Origin of the sequence: Phenylobacterium sp. (assembly GCF_030693625.1) — a bacterium.
Taxonomy (GTDB): Bacteria; Pseudomonadota; Alphaproteobacteria; order Caulobacterales; family Caulobacteraceae; genus Phenylobacterium; species Phenylobacterium ferrooxidans.
In genome coordinates, this window is the sequence record NZ_JAUYAF010000024.1 from 16,049 (window position 1) to 41,148 (window position 25,100).

At 68.1% G+C, this 25,100-nt stretch carries 25 protein-coding genes and 1 tRNA gene; 16 read left to right on the top strand and 10 right to left on the bottom strand.

Annotated features, from left to right (window positions below):
* Positions 1-12: 12 nt before the first annotated feature.
* On the top strand, positions 13-1,074 hold the full coding sequence (gene hisC, locus Q8N10_RS04965; RefSeq protein ID WP_304777087.1) for a histidinol-phosphate transaminase: 1,062 nt from the start codon (positions 13-15) through the stop codon (positions 1,072-1,074).
* Between the two features lie 100 nt (positions 1,075-1,174).
* Positions 1,175-1,582, top strand: coding sequence for a hypothetical protein (locus tag Q8N10_RS04970; RefSeq protein WP_304777088.1), 408 nt, complete (start codon positions 1,175-1,177; stop codon positions 1,580-1,582).
* 143 nt (positions 1,583-1,725) lie between these two features.
* On the opposite strand, the gene Q8N10_RS04975 is transcribed toward Q8N10_RS04970, so the two are convergent.
* Entirely contained in the window at positions 1,726-2,883 is a 1,158-nt protein-coding gene (locus Q8N10_RS04975; protein WP_304777089.1) for a Gfo/Idh/MocA family protein, read from the bottom strand.
* Positions 2,884-2,977: 94 nt separating this feature from the next.
* On the opposite strand from Q8N10_RS04975, the gene Q8N10_RS04980 reads away from it, so the two are divergent.
* The 4 genes from Q8N10_RS04980 (at position 2,978) to Q8N10_RS04995 (ending at position 6,108) form a co-directional block, all read left to right on the top strand.
* A complete protein-coding gene (locus Q8N10_RS04980; protein ID WP_304777090.1) occupies positions 2,978-4,678 on the top strand; it encodes a class I adenylate-forming enzyme family protein in 1,701 nt (566 codons plus the stop codon).
* A 134-nt stretch (positions 4,679-4,812) separates the two neighbouring features.
* A complete protein-coding gene (locus Q8N10_RS04985; RefSeq protein ID WP_304777091.1) occupies positions 4,813-5,295 on the top strand; it encodes a hypothetical protein in 483 nt (160 codons plus the stop codon).
* Between the two features lie 22 nt (positions 5,296-5,317).
* Entirely contained in the window at positions 5,318-5,713 is a 396-nt protein-coding gene (locus Q8N10_RS04990; protein WP_304777092.1) for a hypothetical protein, read from the top strand.
* The gene (locus Q8N10_RS04995; protein ID WP_304777093.1) at positions 5,710-6,108 is read left to right on the top strand and encodes a hypothetical protein; all 399 of its coding nucleotides are present in this window, start codon (positions 5,710-5,712) and stop codon (positions 6,106-6,108) included. Before Q8N10_RS04990 ends, Q8N10_RS04995 begins: the two co-directional genes overlap by 4 nt.
* Positions 6,109-6,248: 140 nt before the next feature.
* On the opposite strand, the gene Q8N10_RS05000 is transcribed toward Q8N10_RS04995, so the two are convergent.
* Genes Q8N10_RS05000 through Q8N10_RS05015 form a run of 4 tightly spaced genes read right to left on the bottom strand, consistent with a single transcriptional unit; the run spans position 6,249 to position 12,390 of the window.
* Entirely contained in the window at positions 6,249-9,392 is a 3,144-nt protein-coding gene (locus Q8N10_RS05000) for an efflux RND transporter permease subunit (RefSeq protein ID WP_304777179.1), read from the bottom strand.
* A gap of 22 nt (positions 9,393-9,414) precedes the next feature.
* On the bottom strand, positions 9,415-10,668 hold the full coding sequence (locus Q8N10_RS05005) for an efflux RND transporter periplasmic adaptor subunit (protein WP_304777094.1): 1,254 nt from the start codon (positions 10,666-10,668) through the stop codon (positions 9,415-9,417).
* The gene (locus tag Q8N10_RS05010; RefSeq protein WP_304777095.1) at positions 10,668-11,948 is read right to left on the bottom strand and encodes a TolC family protein; all 1,281 of its coding nucleotides are present in this window, start codon (positions 11,946-11,948) and stop codon (positions 10,668-10,670) included. Before Q8N10_RS05010 ends, Q8N10_RS05005 begins: the two co-directional genes overlap by 1 nt.
* Positions 11,949-12,000: 52 nt before the next feature.
* Entirely contained in the window at positions 12,001-12,390 is a 390-nt protein-coding gene (locus Q8N10_RS05015; RefSeq protein ID WP_305338381.1) for a hypothetical protein, read from the bottom strand.
* 114 nt (positions 12,391-12,504) lie between these two features.
* On the opposite strand from Q8N10_RS05015, the gene Q8N10_RS05020 reads away from it, so the two are divergent.
* Positions 12,505-13,668, top strand: a complete 1,164-nt coding sequence (locus Q8N10_RS05020; protein WP_304777097.1) for a hypothetical protein — start codon at positions 12,505-12,507, stop codon at positions 13,666-13,668.
* On the top strand, positions 13,665-14,159 hold the full coding sequence (locus tag Q8N10_RS05025) for a MarR family winged helix-turn-helix transcriptional regulator (protein WP_304777098.1): 495 nt from the start codon (positions 13,665-13,667) through the stop codon (positions 14,157-14,159). Before Q8N10_RS05020 ends, Q8N10_RS05025 begins: the two co-directional genes overlap by 4 nt.
* A gap of 6 nt (positions 14,160-14,165) precedes the next feature.
* Here the strand turns inward: Q8N10_RS05025 and epmA are convergent, their stop codons facing one another.
* Positions 14,166-15,209 carry an EF-P lysine aminoacylase EpmA gene (gene epmA, locus Q8N10_RS05030; RefSeq protein WP_304777099.1) on the bottom strand — a complete coding sequence of 348 codons (1,044 nt, stop codon included), beginning with the start codon at positions 15,207-15,209 and terminating at the stop codon, positions 14,166-14,168.
* A 108-nt stretch (positions 15,210-15,317) separates the two neighbouring features.
* On the opposite strand from epmA, the gene efp reads away from it, so the two are divergent.
* Together efp and Q8N10_RS05040 are read left to right on the top strand one after the other, a co-directional pair.
* Positions 15,318-15,887, top strand: coding sequence for an elongation factor P (gene efp / locus Q8N10_RS05035; RefSeq protein ID WP_304777100.1), 570 nt, complete (start codon positions 15,318-15,320; stop codon positions 15,885-15,887).
* Positions 15,888-15,898: 11 nt separating this feature from the next.
* Positions 15,899-15,988 (top strand) — tRNA-Ser (locus Q8N10_RS05040).
* 2 nt (positions 15,989-15,990) lie between these two features.
* On the opposite strand, the gene Q8N10_RS05045 is transcribed toward Q8N10_RS05040, so the two are convergent.
* Entirely contained in the window at positions 15,991-16,365 is a 375-nt protein-coding gene (locus Q8N10_RS05045; RefSeq protein ID WP_304777101.1) for a response regulator, read from the bottom strand.
* The gene (locus Q8N10_RS05050; RefSeq protein WP_304777102.1) at positions 16,362-17,957 is read right to left on the bottom strand and encodes a sensor histidine kinase; all 1,596 of its coding nucleotides are present in this window, start codon (positions 17,955-17,957) and stop codon (positions 16,362-16,364) included. Before Q8N10_RS05050 ends, Q8N10_RS05045 begins: the two co-directional genes overlap by 4 nt.
* 210 nt (positions 17,958-18,167) lie before the next feature.
* On the opposite strand from Q8N10_RS05050, the gene Q8N10_RS05055 reads away from it, so the two are divergent.
* The 6 genes from Q8N10_RS05055 to Q8N10_RS05080 are packed head-to-tail and all read left to right on the top strand — an operon-like array spanning position 18,168 to position 23,043.
* Positions 18,168-19,163, top strand: a complete 996-nt coding sequence (locus Q8N10_RS05055) for a septal ring lytic transglycosylase RlpA family protein (protein WP_304777103.1) — start codon at positions 18,168-18,170, stop codon at positions 19,161-19,163.
* A gap of 37 nt (positions 19,164-19,200) precedes the next feature.
* Positions 19,201-19,848, top strand: a complete 648-nt coding sequence (tmk, locus tag Q8N10_RS05060; protein WP_304777104.1) for a dTMP kinase — start codon at positions 19,201-19,203, stop codon at positions 19,846-19,848.
* On the top strand, positions 19,841-20,839 hold the full coding sequence (locus tag Q8N10_RS05065) for a DNA polymerase III subunit delta' (protein ID WP_304777105.1): 999 nt from the start codon (positions 19,841-19,843) through the stop codon (positions 20,837-20,839). The genes tmk and Q8N10_RS05065 overlap by 8 nt, the downstream gene beginning before the upstream one ends.
* A gap of 7 nt (positions 20,840-20,846) precedes the next feature.
* Complete coding sequence (locus tag Q8N10_RS05070; protein ID WP_304777106.1) at positions 20,847-21,623, top strand: TatD family hydrolase; 777 nt, start codon at positions 20,847-20,849, stop codon at positions 21,621-21,623.
* Positions 21,620-22,444 (top strand): MBL fold metallo-hydrolase, encoded by an 825-nt coding sequence (locus Q8N10_RS05075; protein ID WP_304777107.1) that lies wholly within the window; start codon positions 21,620-21,622, stop codon positions 22,442-22,444. Before Q8N10_RS05070 ends, Q8N10_RS05075 begins: the two co-directional genes overlap by 4 nt.
* Entirely contained in the window at positions 22,444-23,043 is a 600-nt protein-coding gene (locus tag Q8N10_RS05080) for a phosphoribosylglycinamide formyltransferase (protein ID WP_304777108.1), read from the top strand. Before Q8N10_RS05075 ends, Q8N10_RS05080 begins: the two co-directional genes overlap by 1 nt.
* On the opposite strand, the gene Q8N10_RS05085 is transcribed toward Q8N10_RS05080, so the two are convergent.
* Together Q8N10_RS05085 and Q8N10_RS05090 are read right to left on the bottom strand one after the other, a co-directional pair.
* Positions 23,040-23,501: a hypothetical protein gene (locus Q8N10_RS05085; protein WP_304777109.1), complete on the bottom strand. Its 462-nt coding sequence runs from the start codon at positions 23,499-23,501 to the stop codon at positions 23,040-23,042. The two genes, Q8N10_RS05080 and Q8N10_RS05085, sit on opposite strands and share 4 nt — an antisense overlap.
* Positions 23,502-23,599: 98 nt before the next feature.
* The gene (locus Q8N10_RS05090; protein WP_304777110.1) at positions 23,600-24,961 is read right to left on the bottom strand and encodes an NAD(P)/FAD-dependent oxidoreductase; all 1,362 of its coding nucleotides are present in this window, start codon (positions 24,959-24,961) and stop codon (positions 23,600-23,602) included.
* Positions 24,962-25,100: the final 139 nt, after the last annotated feature.

Consider the following 25,100-nt stretch of genomic DNA (forward strand, 5'->3'; position numbering starts at 1 on the left):
AGCTGAGATTCCATGAGCCGCCTCTGGAGCGACCTGACCCACACGCTCTCGCCCTATGTGCCGGGCGAGCAGCCGCGCATTCCGGGCCTGATCAAGCTCAACACCAATGAGAGCCCGCTCGGCCCCTCGCCCAAGGCGCTCGCCGCCATCGCCGCGCAGGCCACCGACGACCTGCGCCTCTATCCCGACCCCGAGGCCACCGAACTCCGCAAGACGCTGGCCGCCTATCACGGCCTCGACCCATCCCAGGTCTTCGTCGGCAACGGCTCCGACGAGGTCCTGGCCCACGCCTTCGCCGCCCTGCTGAAACACGACGCGCCCCTGCTGTTCCCCGACATCACCTACAGCTTCTATCCGGTCTACTGCCGCCTCTACGGCATCGAGGCGCAGACCATCCCCCTGGACGAAGCCTTCCAGGTCCGCGTCGCCGACTACCGCCGCAGGGCCGGGGCCATCATCCTGCCCAACCCCAACGCCCCCACCGGCGTCGCCATGCCGCTCTCCGACATCGAGACCCTGCTGAAGGACCACCCCGACGCCCCCGTGGTGATCGACGAGGCCTATGTGGACTTCGGCGCCGATACCGCCATTCCCCTGATCGCGAGCCACGACAACCTGCTGGTGGTCCGCACCTTCTCCAAGAGTCGGGCGCTCGCCGGCCTGCGCGTCGGCTACGCCCTGGCCCACCCGACCCTCATCCAGGCCCTGACCCGCGTGAAGGACAGCTTCAACTCCTACCCCCTCGGCCGCCCCGCCCAGGCCGGCGCCATCGCCTCGGTGCTGGACGAGGGGTATTTCCGCGAGACCTTGGCCGCGATCACCGCCACGCGGGTCCGCATGGTCGAAGGCCTCACCGCCTTGGGCTTCGAGACCCTCCCGTCCAGCGCCAACTTCGTGTTCACCCGCCACCCGAACCACAGCGGCGCGGCCCTGGCCGCGGCCCTGCGCGAGCGCGCCATCCTGGTGCGGCGATGGGATGCTCCGAGGATCGGCGACTACCTGCGGATCACGGTGGGGACGGAAGCGCAGACGGAGAAGCTTCTGACGGCGCTCACCGAAACCCTTAACGCCTGAAGGCTCCCACCTCCTCGCCCCCTTCAGGGGGAGAGGGTAGGGTGAGGGGGCCTCCGCACAGCGGAGGTCTTGCGGGTTGTAGGGTTGCAAGAGGTCCGAGATGAAGTTCGGGGAACTGAAGTCGATCGCGCACAATATCTCAGCGTCGCTCGCCAGCGGTCTGGGCTTCCTGATTGGCCACTATCAGACCGACATCTTCGGTGACGCATTGGCTGCGCCCGAAAGCTTCATCGAAGTAGATTTCCTCGCTGGCGAGGTCATCGGCGGTTCTGCCCCCCACAACTTGGCGGCCGCGATCAAGGCGTACCGGCTAGGCTTGGCGGAGTTGTGCGAGAAGCATGGCGTCGCGCCGTCCGCCTTTCGCGAACTGACAACGCGATATGAAACCCACGTTGCTTACGGTCCACGGTTCACGGTCACCGTCGAAGACCAATCAGGTCGTCGGTCGACAGATCGCTACATCGGTTACACCGGAGCCCGGCGGGATGCCCACCTCGGCAACGACTAGGCGTCCGCCCTCGACTTCCGCTCATCCCGGCGAAGGCCGGGACCCAGATTCCTCCCCTGCGTTCCGGATTCCAGACCGAAGCGGTGACCTACGACCTGGGCCCCGGCCTTCGCCGGGGTGAGGGGAAGGGGGGCGGCCCTTTCTCACCCCCGCGCCTCATCCAACCCCGCCCACATCGGCCCACAGTCCAGCATCACCCCCTCCGCCATCGCCTGGTCGATGGCCATCACCGTCAGCCCCGCTTCCATGGCGTCATAGGGCGTGACCGGGAACGCCGCCCCGGTCTCCAGCGTCGCCAGCAGGTCGCGCGCCATGGCCTGGTCGGCCCCGTTGTGGCTGTCGGCCGTCACGCCGCCATAGTCGATCCGCTCCGGCTTCTGGCGGCTCAGCGTGCGGCGGATCATCAGCTTGTTGCGCACCAGGTCGGCGATCAGGGTGGCGTCGGTGCCGGCCACGTACCAGCGGCGCTCGGGCAGGCTGACGTGGCTGTTGGCGTGGAAGGATAGCCGCACGCCGTTGGCGTATTCCACCATGGCGGTCTGGTGGTCGGTGACGTCCATGTCGCTTTCGAAGGCGTCGTTGGCGCCCATCCAGCCGGGATTGGTGGCGACATAGGCCGGCGAGCCGTCGTCATAGGTCCGGGGTGCGCCGGCCCGCTCCGAGGTGAACACGCGCCGCCCGCCGAAGCTCGCCACCTTGGCGGCCCGCGCGCCCGCGATGCGCCCGAAGATATCGAAGTCGTGGCACACCTTGTCCAACAGGTAGCTGCCGCCCCATTCGGCCTTGCGCCGCCAGTTGCGGGCCAGATAGGCGCCGTGCTCGACGTTCAGGTGCTCGGTGGCGTCGATGGAGATGATCTCCCCCAACTCGCCTGAGTCCACGCGCTTGATCACCTCGCGCACGATGGGCATGGAGCGCATCACCAGGCCGATAAACAGCGGCGGCCGGCCGGGCTCGGCCAGGGCGCGGGCCAGGCCATAGGTCTCCTCCACCGTGCGCACGATCGGCTTCTCGGCGAAGATCGGATAGCCGGCCGCCATGGCCAGGCCGAGATGGCGCATGTGCAGGTGGTTGGGGGTGCCGATCATCACCAGGTCATAGGGCCCGTCGTGCAGCAGGGCGCCGGGGGAGGGGTAGCTGACCCCCAGCGGGATCCCGGCGGCGGCCAAAATCGGCGCTCCCACCGGCCCCGGATCGACATAGGCCGCCACCTCCAGGCTCCAGCCGACCTCCTTCATGGCGGCCAGCACATGGGCGATCCGCTGGCCCAGGCCGATGACCCCGATGCGGTAGGTTTTCATGGCCGTTTCCCCCGTACTTCCCGCTTGGCGCACGTCGCGGAATGCCGACACTATGGAGCCACAACCAAAAATCAAAAAACGCCGGGACGAAACAATGCACTACGCGGAACTCAAGCAGGCCTGGGCCGAGCTGACGGCCCCTGGACAGCCCTTCGAGGTCGAGGAAATCGAGGTTCGCGGGAACTCCATCCGCAGCTACAAGCACGCCCCGCCCAATATCCGCGCCGTCTGGCTGTCCACCGCCGCCTACGCCGACCGCGTCTACATGGTCTACGAGGACGAGCGCATCACCTATGCGCAGGCCCACCAACGAGTGAACGCCATCGCCGCCTGGCTGTGGGCGCAGGGCGTGCGTCCCGGCGACCGGGTGGCCATCGCCATGCGCAACTATCCCGAATGGATGCTGCTCTACTGGGCCTGCGTCTGCCTCGGCGTCGCCGCCGTGGGCATGAACGCCTGGTGGGTGACCGACGAGCTGGAATACGCCCTCAAGGACAGCGCACCGAAGGTGGTCTTCTGTGACGAGGAGCGCCTGGCCCGGATTCTTGAGCGCCCGGCCATGGCCGCCGACACCCGCCTGGTGGTCACCCGCATGGCTGATCCGCCGGAGGGCGTCCTGCCGTTCTCCGAGGTGCTGAGCCGGGGCGGCGACATGCCCGAGGTCCAGGTCGATCCCGACGCAGACGCCTGCATCTTCTACACCTCTGGCACCACGGGCTTCCCCAAGGGGGCCCAGCTCACCCATCGCGGCTGCGTCGCCAACCTGATGAACATGGGCTTCTCTGGCCAGGTCCAGGGCCTGGCCACCATGCGGGCCAACGGAATCGATCCCGCCGCCGCCCCGGCGCCGGGCGTCCCCGCAGGCCTGATCGTCACCCCGCTGTTCCACGTCACCGCCAACAACTGCGCCGCCTACGCCCTCACCGCCGCCGGCGGCAAGATGGTGCTGATGTACAAGTGGGATCCGGGCGAGGCCCTGAAGCTGATCGAGCGTGAGAAGATCACCGCCATGAGCGGCGTGCCCACCATGGCGCGCGAGGTGATCACCCACCCCGACTTCGCGACGACCGACACCTCCAGCCTGCTGTCGCTCGGCGGCGGCGGCGCCCAGCTGCAGCCCGACCTGGTGGCCAAGATCGATTCGGCCGTCGCCACCGCCCGGCCCAACACCGGCTACGGCATGACCGAGACCTGCGGCATCATCACCTCGGTGGCCGCCGACTTCTTCGTCGACAAGCCCGACAGCTGCGGCCCAGCCATGCCCACCTTCGAGGCCCGCTGCGTGGACGACGACGGCCAGACCGTGCCGCCGGGCCATGTCGGCGAGCTCTGGGTCAAGGGCGCGCCGGTGATCAAGGGCTACCTCAACCGCCCCGACGCCACGGCCGAGAGCATCACCAACGGCTGGCTGCACACCGGCGACGTGGCCCGCATCGACGAGGATGGCTTCATCTTCATCGTCGATCGCAAGAAGGACATGGTCCTGCGCGGCGGCGAGAACGTCTACTGCGCCGAGGTCGAGGCCACCTGCTACCGCCACCCGGCCGTGGCCGAGGTCTGCGTCTTCGGCGTCCCCGACGAGCGCCTGGGCGAGGAGGTCGGCGCCGCCGTCCTCCTGCGCCCCGGCCACAGCCTCACCGCCGACCAGCTGCGCACCCATTGCACGGGCCTGATGGCCAAGCACAAGGCCCCCCGCTACGTCTGGTTCCTCGACGAGGCCATCCCGCGCAACGCCTCGGGCAAGTTCCTCAAGCGCGCCCTGCGCGAGAGCCTGAAGGTCGAGGACGCGGGGTAAAAGCTCCTCGCCAGGCGCGCAGCGGCGGGTCGGAGGGGGACCAACCGAGTTGGCCCCCACCCGCAGAAACAAGCTGCACTTTTCATGTCGCATACCCGTGCTATTCTCCCGTTGAGCCCGGGGGGGAGCCGATCATGAAACTGACCTTTGCAGGCCTTGCCGCCCTCGCGGCGCTCGCCGCAACGACGGCGGCCCAGGCCGCGCCTGCCGTGCCCGCCACCTGCCTGGCGCTGAAGTCGGGCGCCGACATGGCGCTGGGGGCGACATCGAGCGCGGCGCTCGCCAGCGTCTCCTATCCCGGCCAGGCCGACGCCCCGGGCTGTCTCATCAGCTTCACGGGCACGGGGGCGGTCTTCGGGGCCAGCTTCCAGGCGGTCGCGGGCAAGCTCGACACGATGATGCAGGGCCGGGGCTGGGCGCCGGACAACGCCGCCGCCGCCGACGGTCCCACCGGCACGGCCATGGGCTACCGCAAGGCCGCCCAGGCGGTGGCCGTCAGCGTCAACTACGACACCGCCAAGGGTGTCTGCCGCGAGGACGCGCCGGTGGCCAGCTGCCATCCGAGGCCCGCCCAGATGCTCTACACCATCACCCTGGGCCTGACGCCCGCCTCCTGACCGCTGTCCCGGAACCTCCGCCATGAAACGCCTGTTGATCGCCGCCGCGTTTTCCCTGCTCGCCAGTTCCAGCGCCTCGGCCATGGGCGGGGCGGGGATCATCCTGGATCCCAAGTGCCTGTCGGAAGCGGCCTGGGCCGTGGACCCGACGGCCGGACCCATCCGGTTCTTCGGCTGCCGGCCGGCCTCGGAGATCCCGGCGCCGGACGCCGATGGCTTCGTCACCTACACCCGGCCGCTGGTGGACGGGAATGACGGCGGCTTCACCCGGGTCAAGCTTATCACCCTCAAGCAGCCCAACATCGTGGTCTTCAACGTGCAGGACAACGGCGGCGGCAGCGGCACCATGTCGGTCACCGTCACCGGCGTGCCCGGTCCGGACGGCGTCATGCAGACCCAGGGGCTCGAGGTTCAATGATCGCGACCCCATTCCTGGCCGCCGGCCTCAGCCTCGCCCTGCAGGCCGCCGCCGCGCCCTATTACGAAGGCGTCGCGCGCGACAGTTTCGCCGCCTGGTCCTTCACCTCCGGCGAGATCGCCATCGACGGCGCCGTGAAGACCACCTCGGTCCAGACCCTCTACGCGACCCCCACCAACTTCGGCGCCAATCCCACCCCGGTGGCCTGGTCGATCCACAAGGTGGCCTTCGACTGCCAGGCCAAGACGGCGACCTATATCAGCGGCGCCAACTACGCTCAGAACGGCGCCATGCTCTATCCGGCCAACCCTGCCCCCGCCACGCCCTGGACCTCCTATACCCCCGGCTTCCAGCAACTGGCCGCGACGGTCTGCGCGATGAAGGTGCCGCTCTAGGGCATTTTCCGATAAGTGTGAAACGGTTATCGGATCGAAAAGATGCTCTAACCTTTTGAATTAGAGCCCGTTTTATCCGATCTGATTGACGCAATCAGATCGGAACGGGCTCTAGCTCTCGCCGGGGACCGGCGTCCAGGTCACCTGATCGCGCCATCCCGCGCCGCCCGGCGACCATGGACCATCCGGTAGAGCGCCGGCAGCACCAGCAGGGTGAGGATCGTCGAGGAGATGATCCCCCCGATCACCACGCTGGCCAACGGACGCTGCACCTCGGCGCCCGCGCCCACATTGAAGGCCATGGGCACGAACCCCAGGCTGGCCACCAGGGCGGTCATCAGCACCGGCCGCAGTCGGGTGAGGGCGCCCTCGGAGATCGCCGCGTCGAGGGGGCGACCCTCGGCCACCAGGTTGCGGATGAAGCTCACCATCACCACCCCGTTGAGCACCGCCACCCCCGACAGGGCGATGAAGCCCACCGCCGCCGAGATCGACAGCGGCAGGCCGCGCAGCAGCAGGGCCGCAACCCCGCCGGTCAGGGCCAGGGGCACGCCGGAGAACACGATCGCCGCGTCCCTGGCCGAGCGGAACAGGGCGTAGAGCAGGCCGAAGATCAGCAACAGGACCGCCGGCACCACGAGTTGCAGGCGCTTGGCCGCCGAGATCAGCTGCTCGAAGGTGCCGCCATAGGTGATCCAATAGCCGGTCGGGACCTCCACCTCGGCGCCGACCTTGCGCTGCACCTCCTGGACGAAGGAGCCCAGGTCGCGGCCACGGACATTGGCGGTGACCACCACCCGGCGTTTGCCGTTCTCGCGGCTGATCTGGTTGGGACCGATCTCCACCTCGATCTTGGCGACGTCGGCGAGCGGCACGAAGCCGCGCGGGCCTTGCCCGGTCGCGGCCAGGGGGATCCGCAGGCGGCCGATCTCATCGACGTTTCGGCGTAGGGGCTCCGGCAGCCGGACGACGATATCGAAGCGCCGGTCGCCCTCGAACACCTGCCCGGCCACCGCGCCGCCCAGGGAGGTGGCGACGACGTCCTGCACGTCCTGGACGTTCAACCCCAGCCGGGCGAGCGCGGCGCGGTTGGGGGTGATCTGCAGCACCGGCAGGCCGGTGATCTGCTCGACACCGACGTCCTGGGCGCCGTCGACGCCCTCCACCACGGCCTTCAGCTCATTGCCGATCGTCAGGAGCTGGTCCAGGTCGTCGCCGAACACCTTGACCGCCACATCGGCGCGGACGCCCGACAGCAGCTCGTTGAACCGCATCTGGATCGGCTGGGTGAATTCGTAGTTGTTGCCCGGCACCTGGGCCACGGCGGCCCGCAGTTCCTCGACCAGCTCGGCGCGGGGCTTGCGCGGGTCGGGCCACTCCTTCCGGTCCTTCAGGAAGATGAAGGTGTCGGCGACCGAGGGCGGCATCGGATCGGTCGCCACCTCGGCGGTGCCGATCTTGGCCACCACCCGCTCGACCTCCGGGAACCGCTTGATGCGGGCTTCCAGCGCGGCCTGCATCTGGACCGCCTGGCTCAGACTGGTGCCCGGGATACGCAGGGCGTGCATGGCGATGTCGCCCTCGTCGAGGTTCGGAATGAACTCCGAGCCCATCCGGCTCGCTGCGAAACCGGCCAACAGCACCAGGATCACGGCCCCGGCCACCACCGCGGTGCGCATCCGCAGGGCGAAGGCCAGGGCCGGCTCATAGAATCGCCGCGCGCCGCGCATCACCGGACTCTCGGTCTCCTCGACCTTGCCGGTGACGAACAGGGCCACGGCGGCGGGAACGAAGGTCAGCGACAGCACCATGGCGGCGCTCAGGGCCATGACGACGGTGATCGCCATCGGATGGAACATCTTCCCCTCCACCCCGGTCAGGGCGAAGATCGGCACATAGACCAGGGTGATGATCAGCACGCCAAACAGCGACGGGCCGATCACCTCGTCGGTGGCGGTGGCCGCCAGACTGAAGCGTTCGTCGCGGGTCAGCACCCGGCCCAGACGATGTTGGGCCTCGCCGAACCGCCGCAGGCAGTTCTCGACGATGATCACCGCCCCGTCGACGATCAGGCCGAAGTCCAGCGCCCCCAGGCTCATCAGGTTGCCGGAAACCCGGGTCTGCACCATGCCGGTGATGGTCAGCAGCATGGAGAACGGGATGATCGCGGCGGTGATCAGCGCCGCGCGGATGTTGCCGAGCAGCAGCAGGAGCACGACGATGACCAGCAGCGCCCCCTCAAGCAGGTTGGTCTCGACGGTCCTGATGGTGCGGTCGACGAGGTCGGTGCGGTCGTAGATCGGTACGGCCGAAACCCCCGCGGGCAGCGCCTTGGCCGCCTCTTCGAGCCGGGCGGCCGCGGCGCGCGCAACCGTGCGGCTGTTCTCGCCGACCAGCATGAACACCGTGCCCAGCACGACCTCGCGGCCGTCCTGGGTGGCGGCCCCGGTCCTCAGTTCCTCACCCATGCCGACGTCGGCCACATCGGCGATCCGGATCGGCACGCCGCCGCGGTTGCTGACGATGATCCCCTTGAGGTCGTCCAGCCCCGCGACCTGGCCCGGAACTCGCACCAGGTACTGCTCGCCGAAGCGCTCGACATACCCCGCGCCGACATTGGCGTTGTTGCGGTCCAGCGCTTCGATGACCTCGGTCATCGTCAGGCCATAGGCCGACAGCCGCTCGGGCAGGGGGGTGACGTGGTACTGCCGTTCGAAGCCGCCGATGGTGTTGACCTCGGTGACTCCGGGCGTGTTGCGCAGTTGCGGCCGGATCACCCAGTCCTGCAGGGTGCGCAGGTCCTCGGGGGTGTAGAGCTCGCCATCAGGCCTACGCGTGCCGGGCTTGGCCTGGACGGTGTACATGAAGATCTCGCCCAGACCGGTGGCGATGGGCCCCATCTCCGGGGCGATGGCGGACGGCAGTTGCCCGCGGGCGATCTGCAGTCGCTCGTTGATCAGTTGGCGGGCGAAGTAGATGTCGGTGCCGTCCTCGAACACCGCGGTCACCTGGCTCAGCCCGTAGCGCGAGACCGAGCGGGTGTATTGCAGGCCGGGCAGGCCGGCGATGGCGGTCTCCACCGGAAAGGTGATCCGCTGCTCGGCCTCCAGCGGCGAGAAGCCGGGTGCCTCGGTGTTGATCTGGACCTGGACATTGGTGATGTCCGGCGTCGCGTCGATGGGCAGCCGCTGAAAGCTCCACACGCCAAGGGCGGCGGAGAGGAAGACCAGGGCCAGCACGGCCCAGCGGAAGCGGATCGACAGCGTGACGATGCGGACCAGCAGGCCGGGGCGACCGGCGACGATGTCAGTGGTCATGGCTGGCCCCCGACTTCTCGATGTCGGCGCGGATCAGGAAGGCGCCGTCGACCACATACTCGGTTCCGGGCGCCAGGCCGCCGAGCACCTCGGTCCATTCCGGCGTCTGGCGGCCCAGCTCCAGCATCCGCACCTCGTAGGTGTTCCCGACCTTGGCGAACACCACGGTGAAGTCTCTGAACCGCTGCAGGGCCTTGGTGCGCACCGCCAGCGGGGCCGACTGCGCGCCGACGGAGAAGGATCCCTCCACCCCCATGCCGGGCCGGAAGCTCGTCGCCGCGCCTGGCGGCAAGTGGACGTGGGCCATCAGGGTCTGGCTGGCCAGGTCGGCGGTCGGCAGGATGGCCTCGACCCTGGCGGTCAGCCGCGCCTCGCCCGAAAGCGAGCGGACCTCGACCGGCTGGCCGACCCGGACGCGCTCGGCGTCACGCGGATAGACGAAGAACTCGGCGTGCAGCTTGGTGGGGTCGGCGACCACGAACAGGGGTTGATCGCCGGCCACGCCCCCGACATTGGCGTTCTTCTCGGTGATCACCCCGCTGATCGGCGCCGTGATCGCATAGGCCTGCAGGCTGTGGCTGGACTCCACCCGCGCCATCGCCTGCCCCTTGCGCACCGACTGGCCCAGCTCGCCGCGCATCATCAGGATGCGGCCGGGATAGACGGCCCGAACCTCGGCCATGCCCTCCGGAACGATTTCCACCCGGCCGGCCATGTCGACCAGCTCGCTGATCGTCGCCGGTCCGGCGATTTCAGTCCGCACGCCGCCGGCCTTGGCCGCCTCGGCCGAAATGCTCGTGCGGCCTTCATAGGAGGCATAGGCCCACTGATGGGTCCGGCCGCCCTCGACCGCCCGGATCTTGACGTCGAAGGAGTGCGGCTCGACCACCACCCCGGCCCCGCGCAGATAGTCCTCGACAGGGGCGAAGGCGAAGCGGTCGACCTTGCCGCCCAGCCGGGTCAGCTCGACGCTGAGCTGCACCTGTCGGGGATCGATGGGCTTGTCCTTGCGATAGACATAGGCGTGGAACTCGGGCGGCGCGCCGTCCTCGAAAATGGTGATCTCGACGGCGAAGTCCCCGTCGCGGAGCAGGCGGCCGCGATGCGGCCCGCGCTCGAAATCGGCGGCGGCGGCGGCGTGGTCGTCGCCCTCGGCCTTGGACTTGGGCCGGTCGCCGCAGGCGGCGAGCAGGCTGCCGGCCAGCAGGAGTGCGGCCAGGCCGCGGAAGGTCGAGGGGCGCATCAGCGGATCTCCGCGCTGGCGATGAGGGCGGCATGGCGACCGGTCAGCCGGTCAAGGCGCACGCCGTCGAGATGGAAGCGTTTCAGGAGGTCGATCCGCCGGGCCTTGGCCTCGATGACCGCCCGCTGGGCGTCGGCCACCTCCAGATAGGTGAAGGCCCCGCCGCCACGGTTGAAGCCGTCCCGGACCAGGGTTACGGCCCGCGCCGCGCTGGGAGCGACCTCAGCGTCGTTTCGGGTCACCTCGGCCAGGGTCGCCGCGCGCCGTGCGGTCAGGCGCGACACCTCCCGCTCCCGGTCGATCCGGGCGGCGGCCATGTCTGCTTCGGCGGCGGTGCGCTCGGCCTGGGCGCGCGCGATGGCGCCCTGGTTGGTGTCGTTGCGGCCAAGCGGGATCGATCCCCCGATGATGACCGCCACATCGTTGCTCTCCCCGAAGTGCCGCAGTCCGGCCCGCCAGCGGGGATCCTGCACGGCGCGGGCGCGCTCGACCCCGATCCGGGCCTGGCTCAGGTCGCGCTCCATCGCCAGCAGCCGCAGGTCCGGAGTGTCAGCGAGTGTGCCGGCAGGGGCCGCGGCCCGCGGTTCCAGGGCCGAGGCGCCGAGCTCGAAATCGGCGCCGGCGCCCCAGTAGGACGCCAGCAGCCCTCGCGCCTGCTCTGCGGCGGCCAGCGCCTGGTCGCGGTCGATACGGGCCTGGGCGGTGGCGGTGCGGGCGCGCTCGCCGGAGAACAGCGGATCACGCGCCGCGCGCACCCGGCGCGCCACCTCGCCTTCCAGGCGCCGGGCCAGGGCCAGGCGTTCTTCCGCCACCGCGATCTGGGCCTCGGCGGCCAGCGCCTCCACCCAGGCCGCCTGGACCTCCGCCAACAGGTCAAGGGCGCGAACCGAGGCCCGGCCTTGGGCCACGGCCAATTCCGCCCGCGCCACATCGACCCGCGCCTCGCGCTTGCCGCCCCGTTCCCAGGTCTGCTCGTAATAGAGCGTGGCCTCGGAGCGATCGGCCAGCCCCACGTCACCGGTGCCGGCGAAGTTTTCCAGGTCCGCGCCCAGGATAGGATTGGGGCGAACCCCCGCTTGGCGGACACCGGCCTGTGCGGCCTGCACGCGGGCGTCGGCGGCGGGGCGGGAGGGGTCATAGGTCGCGGCCCGTGTCAGGGCCTCGGACAGACTCAAGGTCTCGGCGACGGCGTCGAAACTGACCGCCGCGAACACGGCGGCGCAGGCCGTCAGCAGACGGCGGGACGGCGCCCGGAGGCGCGCGTTGTGGGGCTTTGGCATGGGGGTCTCACGAGACGGACTTGGGTCGGCCCACGTCGTGCGACGCGGGAGCTCAGACGCTGATGGGGAGATGTTTGGGAGGGCGCTCGGGCCCGGGTGAGCCGGGACTGGTGATCAGCTGGTCGGACAGGATGGCTGGCCTTTCGGTCAAGCTCGCGCTGACCCCGCACCCCTGGTTCTCTCCGAGAATGCCCTGCGGGCCATCGGCGTGGTGATGATGCCCGCTGCCAGGATCATGGTTGGTCGCGGTGTCGCCGTCCTGGTGGTGATCGTCGAAGGACAGGTCGCTGAAGCCGCCGTGCTCATGGTGTTGCGCCGGCTGGCTCTGGTGCTGCACCCGGTCCAGCACGCTGGCGGCCGAGGCGGTCGCATAGAGCAGCGACAACGCGATGCAGAACACCGCGAGGGCGGTCTTGAACGACAAGGACAGCGACCGGCTCACGCCGCAGCCGTACCGCGCCTGAAGCTGAGTCTCAAGGCTGGCCGGGGACCGGCGTCCAGATCACTTGACCGCGTTTGGTTAGACGTCTAGCTAACTAGTATGACATCAAATGAAATGACCTTGGAGATGGCGATGGAACGGCGACGGTTTCTTTCCTTGATCGGTGGCGGCGTGCTCGCTGGGGCGACGGCAGGGGCTGTGGGCTTTGCGCTGACTCGAGACCCCAAGCTTGCACTGGCCCCTTGGTCGGCCGCGGGACGACGGGACGACGTCCGGCTAGGGGCATTGAGTTACGCGATCCTCGCGCCTAACCCGCACAATCGGCAGCCGTGGTTGGCTGATGTGCGGACGCCGGGCCAGGTCACCCTCCATGTTGATCGCTCGCGCCTGCTCCCCCACACTGACCCGCTCAACCGTCAGATCACCATCGGCCTCGGCTGCTTCTTGGAGTTGATGGTGATGGCTGCGGCCGAAGCGGGCCATCGCGTGGACCTGGAGCTGTTCCCGGACGGCGAGACTCCCCAGGGACTGACCTCCGGTCGAGTGGCGATTGCGCGGTTTGTGCGTGACCGAACCGCGCGCCCCGACCCGCTATTCGCCCACGTGCTGGCGCGCAGATCAAACAAGGAGCCGTTCGACACGGCGCGTCTCGTGGATCCCGCGGTCGTTCCCCGGATCCTGGCGGCCGCGCGCCACGGCCCGGCGGTGGATGCATCTCTGGCGCCCACCTCGGTCGCGGCGCTGCGCAGCCTCACCGAACGCGCGCTGCGTATCGAGATCGCCACTCCGCGAACATATCGTGAGAGTGTGGATCTGTTCCGCATCGGCCGCGCCGAAGTGGAGGCGAACCCCGATGGTATCGACTTCACGGGCGTGGTGTTCGAGGGCTTGGCGCGCGTCGGCCAGTTTGACCGCCAGGTGGCGCTGGATCCGAAGTCTATGGCTTACCAGCAGGGGGTAGGGGCGGTGATCGAGAACGCGGCTTCCGCCACAGGACACGTCTGGATGGTTAGCGCACAGAACCGACGGATTGACCAAATCGCCGCAGGGCGTGATTGGGTGCGCATGAACCTGGCCGCTACCCGCGAGAGCGTCGGGTGGCATCCGCTGAGTCAGGCCCTGCAGGAGTTTCCGGAGATGGCCGGTCCTTACCGTGAGGCGCACGCGCGCTTGGCGCCTCGTGGCGGAACCGTGCAGATGCTGTGCCGCATCGGCCACGGCGCGGCTGTCGGACCCAGCCCCCGCTGGCCGCTCGCGGCCAAGCTGGTCGCCGCATGAGCGAGGGGGACCAGCTGACCGGCCGGCAGCTATTTGAGTTTCTGAACGAGGTCGGCATCATCAACCAGCTGGCCATGAATATGTTTGCCCGCGTGCTGCCGGAGGGCGTGCACGTGTCGCACTTCTTCATTCTTAACCACATGGTCCGCATGGGCGACGGCCGGACGCCCCAGCGGCTCGCCAGCGCAATGCAGGTCACGAAGGCGACAATGACTCACTCGCTGTCAGTGCTGAGGCAAAGAGGATTCATCTCGATAGGGCGCAACGCCCAGGACGGCCGCTCCAAGCTGGTTCACCTCACCGAAGAGGGTCGTCGTTTTCGCGAAGCCGCCATCGCCAACCTCGACGCGGCCACGGCCGGTATCGCCGAGCAACTGGACGCTGCGACGCTGGCGGACGCCTTGCCGGTCCTGCGCCACCTTCGCGCGGTGCTCGATCGCGCACGCGACAACGTTGATCAGACTGGAGCGGAGAAAAGCGTGCGAGACTGACGGCGCTTAGGTTTCCGGAGCCGGCGTCCAGAGCACCTGGTCGATCCGCGCCGCGCCCGTGGCCAGCATCACCAGGCGGTCAAAGCCCAGCGCGCAGCCGCTGGCTTCCGGCATCACGGCGAGCGCCGCCAGGAAGTCTTCGTCGATGGGGTATCGCTCGCCGTAGACGCGCTGCTTCTCGTCCATCTCGGCACCCAGACGGTCACGTTGCTGGTCAATGTCGGTCAGTTCGCCAAACGCATTGGCCAGCTCCACGCCGCAGGCATAGAGCTCGAAACGCTCGGCCACCCTTGGGTTTCCGGGTTTCGGTCGCGCCAGGGCCGCCTGCGCGATCGGGTACTCGGTGAGCAATGTCGGCCGGCCCATGCCGAGGTGCGGCTCGATCTTCTCCACCAGAATCCGGGACACGATATCGGACCAGGTGTCATCGTCGGCCACCCGCACCGGCGCCTGGGCCGCCAGGGCCGAACGGTCGACTGTTCCATCCGTGGCCACCGACATGAGCAGGTCGACGCCGGCCCACCGCTCGAAGGCCTGCGCCACCGTCACCCGCTCGGCTTCCGCGAAGGGGTCGCAGATGTGGCCCCGGAACCGCAAGGCGTCGGCCCCGACGCTCTCCGCCGCCAGGGCCAGCAGGCTCTGGCAGTCGTCCATCAGGCTCTCATAGGGCGCCTCGGCGCGGTACCACTCCAGCATGGTGAACTCCGGATGGTGCAGGGCGCCGCGCTCGCGGTTGCGCCAAACCTTTGCGAAATCAAAGATTTTCGTCTCGCCGGCGGCCAGCAGCTTCTTGCAGGCGAACTCCGGGGAGGTGTGCAGATAGAGCTGCGACCGCACTCCGTCCGTCGTGACGGCCTCGGTGGCGAAGGCGTGCAGATGGGCCTCATTGCCCGGCGATACGGCCAGGGCCGCGGCGTCCACCTCGGTGAAGCCCCGGTCCTCGAACCAGCCCCGGATGGCCCTCTGTATGGCGTTGCGCCCCAGCAGGAAGGGCCTGCGGTCCTGGTGGTTCTCGGGCCGCCACCAGGGCGAGGGCAGGGGGGAGGTCACGCGCGGCGCTCCAAGAGACTGGCGATCCTGGCCCGGATCGCTATAGGAGCGCAGGAACCTAGCACAACGCGCCGGCCATTGGCCCGCCGCGACCAGAGGACGAATGACTTGCCAAAGGTAGCCGCCAGCTCGCTCCGCAAGGGCGCCGTCGTCGACATGGACGGGAAGCTCTACGTGGTGCTCAGCGCCGAGAACATCCACCCCGGCAAGGGCACCCCGGTGACCCAGCTGAACATGCGGCGCATCTCCGACGGGGTGAAGGTGTCGGAACGCTATCGCACCACGGAGTCGGTGGAGAAGGCCTTCGTCGACGAGCGCGACCACACCTTCCTCTACCAGGACGCCGACGGGTTCCACTTCATGAACCCCGAGAACTACGACCAGCTCACCGCCAGCGAAGAGGTGATCGGCGACGCCGCCGCCTATCTGCAGGAGAACATGACGGTCCAGCTCTCGACCCACAACGACGTGCCGATCGCCCTGTCCCTGCCGCGCCTGGCCACCTTCGAGATCGTCGACACCGAGCCGTCGGTGAAGGGCCAGACCGCCTCGTCGTCCTACAAGCCCGCGGTGCTCTCCAACGGCCTGCGCACCATGGTGCCGCCCTATATTGCGCCGGGCACCCGGGTGGTCATCCTCACCGAGGACGGCTCCTATGTGGAACGCGCCAAGGACTAGGTTTCAAACCTGGACGGGTGGCCGAGTGGTTTAAGGCAGCGGTCTTGAAAACCGCCGTGGGTGAAAGCCCACCGTGGGTTCGAATCCCACCCCGTCCGCCACCTCAGCGCGCCAGCACCTCCTCGATGGTGTGGCGCAGCTGGCGTTCCGAGAGCGGCTTGAACAGCACCGCCGCCGGGTGGTCGGTGTCGATGCGGGCCATGGTCGCCGGCTCCCGCGATCCGGTGATGAAGATCACCTTCGAGCCGACCGTGTCGTAGATCGCCAGGGCGGCGTCGACGCCGTCCTTCTCGCCGCGCAGACGCATGTCCATCAGCACAATCCGGGGCCGGTGCGCCTGGGCCGCGGCGATGGCGTCCTCGGCGGTCGCAGCGATCGCGCAGACGCTCTGGCCCATTTCCTCGATCTGATAGCGCAGACCCTCGGCGATCAGGAATTCGTCCTCGACGATCAGGACGCAGTCACGAAGGTCGCTCAAGACGCCACCGGCGCGGCGAAGCGAATCTCGACCCTGGTTCCCTTGTCCCCCGCCACCGACATCATGCCCCCCATCTGCAACACCAAGCCCTTGATAATGCTGGCCCCCAGTCCGGAACCTGTTCCGCCTGCATGGGCCCCGTCGGCAGCATAGCCGACGCCATTATCGGCGACGATTAGCGCGATGCTCCCGTCAGCGCCACGTCGGAGCATGACGTCAATGGTCCCCGGCCTGCCCGGGAAAGCATGCTTCAGGGCGTTGGTCACCAGCTCCGTCACCAACAGCCCGAGGGGAATGGCGAAGTCCAGACCCACTTCGAGCGGGATCGCTTCCACGTTGAGTTCGATATTCTGATCGGCGCCGCCCTCCACCACGTTGGTGGACAGCTCGTGGAGGAATGGGGCGACATCGAAGGTGCTGAGGTTGGTCGATCCCATCAGTTGATGATGGACGAGGCCCAGGGCGTAGACCCGGCTGCGAAGGCTCAACAGGGCCTCCTTGGCCCCTGGGTCGGAAACCTGCCGGGCCTGCATCACCAGGAGGCTGTCGACGATCTGGAGGTTGTTCTTCACTCGGTGATAGACCTCCCGAAGCAGGAGGTCACGTTGCCTCAGGGCCGCCGTGCGCGCCTCGACCATATCTTCCAGGTCCCGCTTGGCGGTCTCCAGCGCGGCCTGGGCCTTGTGGCGTTCATCGATGTCCTCAACGACCCCAATGGAGAGCAGCGGCTCATTGGTTTCCGGGTCGCGGACGATAGACCCCGACAACCGTCCCCAGACCGGCTGCCCATCCCGTCGCAGATAACGCTTCTCACGGTGATAGGTGCTGACCTCTCCGGCAAGGAGCCGAGCATAGCCTTCCCGACCCTCTTCGCGGTCCTCAGGCCAGGTGAAGCTCCAGCCGTCCTGGCCGATCAGATCCTCTGGTTCGTAACCCAGCATATGGGCGAAGGCGCGGTTGACGCGGATGTACTTGCCGGTGAGGGGGTCGGTCTGAATCTTGCCGACCGCAGCAGCCTCGAAGCTGGCGCGATACTCGGCCTCGTTACGCGCCAGCGCCTGCTGAGCCTGGGACCGTTCGGCCAGGGCTTCGGTCAATTGGGCGTTGGCCCGCTCCAGCTGGCTCGTCCGTTCGGCGACACGGCGCTCAAGCTCCAGATTGGACAGCCGCGCCTCGGCCTCGCTCTCCCGCAGTCGAAGGTTCAACTGTTCCAGCTGCGCCACCGAGGGCAGGGCGGCGGCGCGGGGGATCAGCGGCCAGAGGATGGCGGCCGTGGCGATGGACAGGATCGCGGTCGCCATCTTGATCAGCCCCTCAATCCCGTAGGCCGGCACCCAGAGCGTCAGGATCGCCATAAGATGGGTGGTCCCGCAGGCCAGGATGAACGCCACGAACAGATATGCCACCCACCCGTACTGCAGGTCCGGTCGACGCCGGACGAAGGCGGCGATCGCCAGCGGGATGGAGAAGTAGGACAGGCCGATCAGCACATCGGAGACGACATGGATCGTCACCAGGCCAGGCGCCCAGCTCAGGCAAAAGCCGTGGGGGGTCAGGCCCGAAGGGTTGAGAAGCCAATCCCAGATCGACATGCCGAACCTCGCAAAGGATCGGGGCGCACCGGTCGCCACGTCGCAATGCGCGAACTCCGCCCCCCACTCGCGAAAGTATATGTGCGTCGGGGATTCGGCGCAGGCTTAACGAATTAACCGTCTTCCTTAACTGTCGTGCAAATCCTTACAGGCACTGTGGATGCCAGAACCGCGTGCTGGGGGGCGCGTGGGAAGAAGGATTTGCGGCCAATGAACGCCCATCGTCACAGCGCCACCGCGCGCAACCTCGCTGTCGTCCTGGTGGCCGGCGTCGCCCTGGCGGCCTGCGCCACGCCGCAACCCAGGTTGGCCGGCAAGCTGCCTGACGCCACGACCGGCAAGGCGCCGTCTGGGGCAGGGGGGCGCTACAAGGTCGGTTCTCCCTACCAGGTGGCGGGCGTCTGGTACGTGCCGCACGAAGATCCCCACTACAACGCTACCGGCACCGCCTCCTGGTACGGCGACGATTTCCACATGAAGCCGACGGCCAACGGCGAAACCTTCGACATGAACGCCGTGTCGGCGGCGCACCCGACCCTTCCGCTGCCCTCGATGGTCGAGGTCACCAATCTCGACAACGGCAAGACCCTGCGGGTGCGGGTGAACGACCGCGGGCCCTTTGTGGGCGGACGGGTGATCGATCTGAGCCACGAGGCCGCGCGCCAACTCGGCTATGACCGCAAGGGGCTCGCCAACGTCCGGGTGAAGTATGTGGGTCCCGCGACCCTGGGCGGGCCTGACACGGGTCTGCGGTACGCCAGTAACGCCGCTCCGGCTCCGGCCTATGCCTCGGCAAGCTACATCCCGCCGGCCTATTCCGCTCCGCTGCCGGCCTACACGCCGCCGGCGCCGGTCTCGGTGGCCGCCGCCAGCCTGCCGCCGATCACGGGGGCCGCGATAGCCTCGATCCAGATACCGCCCGTGTCCTCGGCGGCGCCGGTCTATGCCAGCGCGCCAGCCGTCGTGCGGGCCAGCGCCTACAGGGTTCAGGCCGGTGCCTTCAGTGATCGCAGCAACGCCCAGCGGGTCGCCGATCAGCTCTCCACCGCCGGACAGGCCATCATCGAGCCGGTGCAGCGGCCCGATGGCGTCACCCTTTATCGGGTCGTCCTGCAGGGCGGCGCCGACGAAGGGGAGGCCTGGGGGCTGCGCGACAAGGTGGCGTCCTACGGTTTTGCCGAGGCCCGGGTCTTGAGACCCTTCTAGGCCTCGACAAACCGCGCGAACCGGCCATGTTGCGCCGGTGTCGCGCGGCAAGTTCATCACCTTCGAAGGCGGAGAGGGCGCTGGGAAATCCACCCAGGTCCGACGCCTTGTGGCGCGCCTCGAAGCGTGCGGGATCGAGGTCGTCGCCACCCGCGAACCGGGGGGTTCCCCCGGCGCCGAGGCGATCCGCGCCCTGGTCCTGACCGGCTCCGCAGACCGTTGGAGCCCGGTGACCGAGACCCTGCTGATGTATGGGGCCCGGCGCGATCACATCGAACGGACGATTGTTCCCGCGCTCGAACGCGGCGCCTGGGTGGTGTGCGACCGGTTCGCCGATTCCACCCGCGCCTACCAGGGCGGCGCCGGGGGCGTGGCGCCGGACCTGATCGCGGCTCTGGAGAACCACGTCCTGGCGGAGGTGCGGCCGGATCTAACCTTGGTGTTCGATCTGCCGGTCGAGGTGGGGCTGGCCCGCGCCGAGGCCCATGCCGAGGCGTCGGGGCACGCCGAAACCCGGTTCGAATCCAAGGGGGCAGCCTTCCACGAACGCTTGAGGGCCGCCTTCCGCGAGATCGTCGCCGTCGAACCAGACCGGTGCGTCCTGGTGGAGGCCGCCGACACCATTGAGGGCGTCGAGGCCGCCGTATGGACCGCCGTGGCCGCACGATTGCCGGTCCATGGCTGAGGACATCCCCCATCCGCGTGATGTCTTTGGGCTGCAAGGCCATGAGGCGGCTGAAGAGTCGTTCGAGGCCAGCCGCGCTCGGGGCCGCCTGCACCACGCCTGGCTGCTCACCGGGCCGGAAGGCGTCGGAAAGGCCACCTTCGCGTACCGGGCGGCCCGCCGTCTGCTGGGGGCGCCGCCCGCCCCTGAATACGGCACGCTGGGCGCCGATCCGGCACATCCCGTCAGCCGCCAGATAATGGCGCGCTCCCATCCCGACATCCTGGTGCTGGAGCGCGTGGGCGAGGACGGCAAGCCGCGCAAGGTCATCCCGGTGGACGAGGCGCGCAAGCTGTCGGAGTTCTTCTCGAAATCCCCCGCCAGCGCCCCGCATCGTGTGGCGATCATCGACGCCGCCGACGACCTGAACGCCAACAGCGCCAACGCCGTCCTGAAGACCCTGGAGGAGCCGCCCCCCAGCGGGGTGCTGCTGCTGGTCTCCCATTCACCGGGCCGGCTGTTGCCCACGATCCGCTCGCGCTGCCGCAGGCTGACCTTCCATGGCCTGTCGGAGGGCGACACCGCCGCCTTTGTCCGGTCGCACACCAGCGCCAACGCCGAGGAGGCCATCCGCCTGGCGCGCATGTCGGTAGGGGCGCCTGGGCGGGCCTGGGCCCTGGCCAACGCCGGCGCCGTGGCGATCGATGACGCGGCCAAGGAGCTGCTGCGCGACTTGCCTCAGGTGGATGAGGCCGCGGCTCTGTCCCTGGCCGACCGGTTCCGCGGCGGGGAAGGCGCGACCCAGTTCAACCTGCTGTTCGAACGCCTGGCCGAGCGGGTCCATGCCCGTGTGCTGGCCCAGGCGGCGGATGGCCACGGCGGCCTTGATCGCTGGGCCTCGGCGTGGGAGACGCTGCAGCGCCTGCCGCGCGAGGTGGAAGCCGTGAACCTCGACCGCGCCGACGCCCTGTTCACGGCGCTTTCCGAACTGCGTGACGCCGCGCGCGCCTGAGCCCGTCATGCTGATCGACAGTCACGTAAACCTGCACGCCCCGCAATTCGACGAGGACCGCGAGGCGGTGATCGACCGCGCGCGCGCCGCTGGCGTCGGGCTGATGGTCAATATCTGCGACAAGATCCCGAATTTCCCGGCGGTCCGGGCGCTGGCGAACCATCCGGACATCTGGTGCACGGTGGGCGCGCACCCGCATGAGGCCAAGGACCATGCAGACCTCACGGCCCAGACCCTGATCGACTTCGCCGTCGACCCGCGCGTGGTGGGTATTGGCGAGTGCGGGCTGGATTTCCACTACGACCTCAGCCCCCGTGAGATTCAGGCCGCGGTGTTCCGTCAGCATATCCTGGCGGCGCGCGAGACCGGCCTGCCCCTGGTGGTCCACACGCGCGAAGCCGACCAGGTCATGGGCGATATTCTTGAGGAGGAGCACGCCAAGGGCGCCTTCCCCCTGTTGATGCACTGCTACACCTCAGGGGCCGAACTCGCGATCCGGTGCGCGGCGCTGGGCGCCTGGTTCTCGGTTTCCGGTATCGCCACCTTCAAGGCGGCCGAAGATGTCCGCGCCGTGGTGCGCGAGATGCCTGCCGATCGGATCGTCGTGGAGACCGACTGCCCCTATCTGGCCCCGGTCCCACACCGGGGTCGGCGCAATGAGCCCGCCTATCTGCCCGACGTCCTGGTCAAACTGGCGGAGATTCGCGGCTGGGGCCTTGATGAGGCCGAGCAGCGGACCGAGGACGCCTTCTTCAACCTGTTCAAGCGGATCCCGCGGCCGTGAGCGCGGCCCTTGAGTTCACCATTCTTGGCTGCGGCTCGTCCGGGGGCGTGCCGCGGGCCGATGGCGACTGGGGCGCCTGCGATCCGGCCAATCCGAAGAACCGCCGCCGCCGTTGCTCGCTGCTGGTGCGGCGCACCGGCGATGCGCCAGAGACCTCCACGACTCTTATCGTCGACACCTCTCCGGACTTGGTGAGCCAGACATCCGACGCGGGCGCGAGGCGCCTGGACGCCGTGCTGCTGACCCACGACCACGCCGACCAGATTCACGGCATCGACGACATCCGGGCCTTCTTTATCCGCCAGCGGGCCCGCATTCCCTGCCATACCGACGAGGCCACCGCGGTCTCCGCCCGGCGGCGTTTCGGCTACATCTTCGAGGGGGAGGGCGGCTATCCCGGCATCGCTGACCTGAGGCCGATCCCGCCGCACGGCGAGACGTGGAGCGTGTCCGGGCCCTCGGGCGTGATTCCTGTCGTCACCTTCGACCAGGATCATGGCGGCGTTCGCTCGGTGGGCTATCGCTTTGGCGGCGTGGCCTATTCCAGCGATGTCGTGAACCTGGACGAGGTGGCCTTCGCGGCCCTGGCTGACCTCGATGTCTGGATCGTCGATGCGCTGCGCTGGACCCCGCACCCGACCCACGCCCATGTCGAGCGGACCCTGGAGTGGGTGGCGCGCTTGAAGCCCCGGCGCACGGTCCTAACCAACATGCACATCGACCTGGACTACGAAGACCTCAAGTCCAAGCTGCCGGCCGGGGTCGAACCGGGCTTCGACGGGTTGCGTTTCGAACATCAACTCAGTGGCGAATTCACCTGATGTCTTTGCTGCTTAAGCTGGGTTTCCTCGCGTCGAGGAACGGGTCGTCGTTTCGCGCGATCGTCGACGCCATAGCCGCTGGCGAGCTTCGGGCCGAGGCGCGGCTGGTCGTCAGCAACAACCGCAAGAGCGGAGCGCTGGCCTTTGCGCAGGAACGCGGCGTGCCCAACCTCTGCATCCCTACGGAACGCGATCCGGCCGCTGCGGATATCGCCTTGCGCGACGCCCTGGAGGCCGCCGGCGTCGAACTGGTGGTCCTGTCAGGTTACCTGCGCAAGCTGGGACCCGCGACCTTGGCCCGCTATCAGCACCGCGTCGTCAACATCCATCCGGGCCTGCTGCCAGAGTTCGGCGGCGAGGGCATGTACGGCCGCCGGGTCCATGAGGCGGTGATCGCCGCAGGCGCGCTGAAAAGCGGCGCCACGATCCACCTGGTCGACGAGGAATATGATCGGGGGCCGGTCCTGACCCGCCGCGAATTGACCCTCGCCCCTGGCGAGACGGTCGACAGCCTGGAGGCGCGGATCACCGCCCTGGAGCCCTTGTTCTTCGTCGAGACCCTGCGAGCCATCGCGGGCGGCGACTTGAGGCTGCCTTAGAGCTCCATGCCCGCGTGGCGCCGCAGCTCGCGACCAAACCGGCGGATCGAGATGGTGTTGCGGGTGATGTGCTCGGTGAAATTGGGGGCAGGGGGCTCGAAATTGGGCTTCAGCGACCCGTCGCGGCTACTCTCGCGCACCAACCCCCTGGCCATCAGGTCCTCGACCTTACGGCGCACGGTCTCCTTGGGAATGCCTGTGGTCCGGGAGACGCCGGCGCGCGAGATCCCCGGAACATTGACCAACCCCACGAGGTCGGGGTCCACCGCGGGATCGAAGCCTTCGGCGCGGAAAACCCGGCCGACGCTGGTGGCGAGGATCGTCAGATAGACGACGAAGCCGTTGTAGTCGGCTCCGAACTCCTTGTTCATGCTGCAAGCAATGCGCAGCAGAAGCTCGGCGGTGATGATCGAGGCGATCTTCTCGTTAGGCTCAAGGGCCTGTTCGCCGACGCTCATCCTGTACTCCTGCCACAGTGAAGCTTGGCGTCTTGCGGCATGGTACGTGTCACTGTCAACGCTATACCCATTTTGGGTATGCGGGTCGGCCCTGACAGTCAGGCGTCCGCCAGGGCGCGGCCGGGCACGGGGAGGTGATGGCCCGCCGCCTTCGCCCGCTTTGCGCCACGTGCGATTTCGCGGTGCAGGTCGTCGACATAGATTCCGAAGTCGACCTGAATGGTGTGGCGCTTGGCCTGGTAGTATTGGCCCAGGTGGGTTTCCTCGTCCTTGACGATGATCCGTTCCATCTCGGCGGCGGGCGGCGGCAGGTAGCGGCCGGCGAGGTAGGCGGCAGCCAGTTTGCTCTGCTGCTCGGCGAAGTTCACCAGGGTCGGGAGGGGCTGGGCCAGGGCCATGTAGAACAGGTTCGGCACGCCGGGCTTCATCATGCGCTTGAACAGCGGCAGGCGGTGATTAGCGTCCGGGACGAGCTCGGGGTCATCGAAGAACGGGAAGCGCATGTCGTAGCCGGTGGCGAAGACGATAGCGTCGACATCCTCGACCGTGTCGTCGGCGAAGCGGACGCGGTGGCCCTCCAGGGCCTTGATGGCTGGCTTGAACCTGATGTCGCCGCAGCCGGCGCGGGTCAGGAACTCGCCGCTGACCGAAGGGTGGGCCTCGAGGGGCTCGTGATCAGGCTTGGGAAGGCCGTAATCTTCCATGTTTCCAAGGGTTTTCTTGATCATCTTGCGGGCCATGGAGAGGCCCAGCTTGCGCGGCATCCAGGTCGGCATCGCCGACTTGTCGGCCGGCTTGCCGTTCATGTACTTGGGCAGAACCCAGACGCCACGGCGGGCGGAGACCCAGAGGGTCTTGGCGATGGGCCGCTGGGCGAGTTCCGAGGCGATATCCATCGCTGAATTGCCCATGCCCACCACGACGACGTTCTTGCCACGCATGTCGACGGGATCGAAGGGGTCGCAATAGGCGTGGCTGTGGAAGGCCGGGCCGTCGAACGCGCCCGGATACTCGGGAATGCGCGGGCTCCAGTGGTGGCCGTTGCAGACGAAGAGCACGTCGTAGGTTCTGGTTTCGCCAGTGGAAAGCGCCACTGACCAGAGGCCGTCCGGAGTGCGCCGGGCTTGCTGGACGCCGGTGTTAAAGGTGATGGTCTCGCGCAGGCCGAAGTGGTCCACGTAGTCCTTGAAGTACTGCAGCAGCTGGGCGTGATGCGGGAAATCAGGCCAGTCGGCCGGGACCGGGAAATCCTCGAAGGCCAGGCGCCATTTCGAGGTGTCGATGTGCAGGCTCTCGTAGCAGGCCGACATGCCGTTGGGGTTCTTGAAGTACCAGTTGCCACCGATGTCGTCGGACATCTCGAAGCAGTCGTAGGGAATGCCGAAGTCCTTCAGCCGCTTGGCGGTCGTGAAGCCGGAGCAGCCGGCGCCGATGATGCAGGCCTTGGGCAACTGACTCATGGCGGAACTCCTGGCGGTCTGGGTGTTGCGCGAGCCTAGCCAGAGCCTGGAGGAAGCGTCAAAGGTCACGCCACGGCATGCCCCAACGCCAGGTCATAATTTCCGATAATATTCCTTAGGCGACGAAACGATATGACGG